Source organism: Nautilia sp. (assembly GCF_053994455.1).
On sequence record NZ_JBMYAU010000118.1, the window covers coordinates 1 to 3,137 of the forward strand.

General features: G+C 39.5%; 4 protein-coding genes and 1 pseudogene. All 5 read left to right on the plus strand.

From position 1 onward, the window contains the following. Nucleotides 1–52 precede the first annotated feature (52 nt). Nucleotides 53–1,303 (plus strand): S41 family peptidase, encoded by a 1,251-nt coding sequence (locus ACXJIE_RS08300; protein WP_456480505.1) that lies wholly within the window; start codon nucleotides 53–55, stop codon nucleotides 1,301–1,303. After that, on the plus strand, nucleotides 1,300–2,007 hold the full coding sequence (gene purC, locus ACXJIE_RS08305; protein ID WP_456480506.1) for a phosphoribosylaminoimidazolesuccinocarboxamide synthase: 708 nt from the start codon (nucleotides 1,300–1,302) through the stop codon (nucleotides 2,005–2,007). Before ACXJIE_RS08300 ends, purC begins: the two co-directional genes overlap by 4 nt. Then, complete coding sequence (gene purS, locus ACXJIE_RS08310) at nucleotides 2,004–2,243, plus strand: phosphoribosylformylglycinamidine synthase subunit PurS (protein ID WP_456480507.1); 240 nt, start codon at nucleotides 2,004–2,006, stop codon at nucleotides 2,241–2,243. The genes purC and purS overlap by 4 nt, the downstream gene beginning before the upstream one ends. Continuing rightward, entirely contained in the window at nucleotides 2,243–2,911 is a 669-nt protein-coding gene (gene purQ / locus ACXJIE_RS08315) for a phosphoribosylformylglycinamidine synthase subunit PurQ (RefSeq protein WP_456480508.1), read from the plus strand. The genes purS and purQ overlap by 1 nt, the downstream gene beginning before the upstream one ends. Continuing rightward, nucleotides 2,908–3,137 (plus strand): annotated as a pseudogene (locus ACXJIE_RS08320) (peptidoglycan DD-metalloendopeptidase family protein); the annotation flags it as partial. The gene purQ and the pseudogene ACXJIE_RS08320, both read left to right, overlap by 4 nt.

Here is a 3,137-nt window from a genome sequence, read left to right on the forward strand (position 1 = left end):
ATCCCCTTTTACTTTTTTTTTGTTAAAATTTCAAAAACTCCAAGGAGCCGAATTGAGAAAAATATTTATCGCATTTGTAATAATCACTTCGTTATTCGCCGAAAATCAGCAGACAAGACTCGCCGCATACGAAAAATTCGTAAAAGTGGTCAATATGATCGAGGCTTATTATGTCGACGACATTAACACCACCACCATAATAAACAAAGCCCTTAAGGGTCTTTTGCCGGAGCTTGACGCCCATTCAAGCTATCTCGATAAAAAAGCCTACAAGGAATTAAAAGTTCAAACGAGCGGTGAATTCGGGGGTCTGGGTATTGTTGTAGGAATGAGAAGCGGTGTTTTAACCGTAATTTCGCCAATCGACGACACACCTGCATACAAAGCGGGCATCAAAGCGGGTGACATCATTCTTAAAATCAACGACAAAGCTACTATAGATATGACGCTTGACGAGGCTGTTAATCTTATGAGGGGAAAACCCGGAACGAAAATCACCCTTACGATTGTCAGAAAAGGCCAAAAACCTTTTGAGGTGGTAATAACAAGGGGGATTATCAAAATAGAATCCGTAAAAGCCAAAAATTTGGAAAACTACCCGCAGATAGAATATATAAGAATATCATCATTTGACAAAAACGTGGTTCCCAAACTCAAAAAAATTCTCCCTCAACTTAAAAAAGACGGCAAAAAGGGGATTATAATAGACTTAAGAAACAACCCCGGAGGACTTTTGAACCAGGCGGTCGGAACGCTTGATCTGTTTATAGATAAAGGCGTACTCGTATCGCAAAAAGGAAGGGTTAAAAGCGAAAACGAAGTCTACTACGCCCACAGTGCGGGAACATATAAAAACATCCCTATAGTGGTGTTAGTCAACGGCGGAAGCGCAAGTGCGAGCGAAATAGTAAGCGGCGGCCTTCAGGATCACAGACGGGCGGTAATAGTTGGGGAAAAAACGTTCGGAAAAGGAAGCGTTCAGGCGATTCTGCCCGTTAATAAAAACGAGGCTATAAGACTGACCGTCGCAAGATATTACCTGCCGAGCGGAAGGACAATACAGGCTAAGGGGGTCACACCGGATATAATAGTACATCCCGGAAAAGTCGAAGAGAAAAACTTGACAGAAGCGGAAATTAAAGAAGCCAACCTTAAAGCCCATTTAAAAGCGGAACTTAAAAAAATAAACAAGAAAAAAATTAAAAAAGAAAACAAAAACATACAAAAAATTGACGGCGATTTGCAGCTGCTTACAGGTGCGAACATATTAAAAGCGTTAATCATAAGCAAAGGAGCAAAATGAAACTCTTATATGAAGGCAAGGCAAAAAGAATATACGAAACGGACAAACCAAATGAGGTAATCTGTGAATTCAAAGATTCTTTAACAGCGTTTAACGGTGAAAAAGCGGATGAAGAAAGCGGCAAAGGCGCCCTTAACTGCGCCATTACAACGCTTATTTTCGAAGCGCTTGAAAAAGAAGGCATACCCACACACCTAATCAGACAGATAGACGAAACTAAACAGCTCGTTAAAAAGGTCGATATTATCTTAATAGAAGTTGTGGTAAGAAACATTGCGGCGGGATCTCTTGCAAAAAGACTGGGCTTAAAAGAAGGAACAAAACTTCCTTTTACGATAGTGGAATTTTATTACAAAAACGACGAATTAAACGACCCGTTAATAAATGATGATCATGCAATGGTACTTGAACTTGTTAAAGACAGAAAAGAACTTGATTTATTAAGAGAATACGGGCTTAAAGTGAATGAATTTTTAAGTAGTTTTTTTGACAAAGTGGGCTTAACTTTGGTAGACTTTAAAATCGAATTCGGAAGGGACGAAAACGGAAACATCATCTTAGCCGATGAAATCACGCCCGATTCTTGCCGGCTATGGGATAAAGAAACAGGTAAAAAACTTGACAAAGATCTTTTCAGATTTAATTTAGGAAACATAAAAGAAGCATATACGGAAGTACTAAACAGATTAAAGGAAGTAAAATGATAGTTGCTGTAAACGTTCACTTAAAAAAAGGTGTTCTTGATCCTCAGGGAAAAGCGGTTCATCATGCACTCGAAACATTGGGTTTTAAAAATGTAAACGGTGTGAGGGTAGGAAAACAGATACTGCTTGAAATAGATACCGACGACAAAGAAGAAGCGATTAAAACGGCCGAAAAAGCCGCAAACGAACTGTTGGCCAATCCTGTCATTGAAAACTATGAAATAGAGGTAAAATAATGAAAGTAACGGTTATCGTCTTCCCGGGCACTAACTGTGACAGGGACACGAAATGGGCATTTGAAAAAATCGGCGCCGAGGTTGAATTCGTATGGCATAACGAACACGACTTGAAAAACCCCGATTTGGTGGTACTGCCCGGCGGTTTCAGCTACGGGGATTATTTAAGAAGCGGTGCAATCGCCAGATTTTCCCCCGTAATGCGTGAGGTAAAGGAATTTGCCGATAAAGGCGGATATGTTTTGGGAATATGCAACGGTTTTCAGATTCTTTTAGAATCGCACCTGCTTCCCGGCGGAATGACAAGAAACGAAAACCTCCATTTTATATCCAAATTTCACCATCTGAAAGTAGTGGACAATAACAATAAATTTTTACAGAACCTAAAGAAGGGCGATATCGTCAACATTCCAATCGCACATGCCGAAGGTAACTATAAAGTAGATGAAGACACACTTAAAAAGATGTATGACAACGGACAGGTTATTTTAAAATACTGCGATGCCGAAGGAAACGAATTAAACCCTAACGGCAGCATTGATGCGATAGCCGGAATATGCAACGAAAACAAAAACGTATTCGGACTTATGCCTCATCCCGAAAGGGCGATGGAAAGTCTGCTCGGCGGCAGTGACGGAATAAAAATGATTGAAGGATTCGTTAAGTGAAAAAATTTTTATTTTTTTTAATTATTCCCGTTTTCGTATTAGCTTATAAAGTCGATATACAAAAATGGGGGAATAAAGACACCTTTTACGGTTTTTTAAAACAAAATTCGCTGCCTCTTAGCATTTATTACAACCTGCCACCGGACATAAAAAGATACGTCAGATCAATCCCGAAAGGTGAAAGTATTTTCATTTTAAGGGACAACAACGTAATAAAACAGGCTTT

Coding starts and splice junctions, on each gene's coding strand:
- purQ (WP_456480508.1), top strand. CDS start 2,243: ATGAAAGTAACGGTTATCGTCTTCCCGGGCACTAACTGTGACAGGGAC.
- purS (WP_456480507.1), top strand. CDS start 2,004: ATGATAGTTGCTGTAAACGTTCACTTAAAAAAAGGTGTTCTTGATCCT.
- purC (WP_456480506.1), top strand. CDS start 1,300: ATGAAACTCTTATATGAAGGCAAGGCAAAAAGAATATACGAAACGGAC.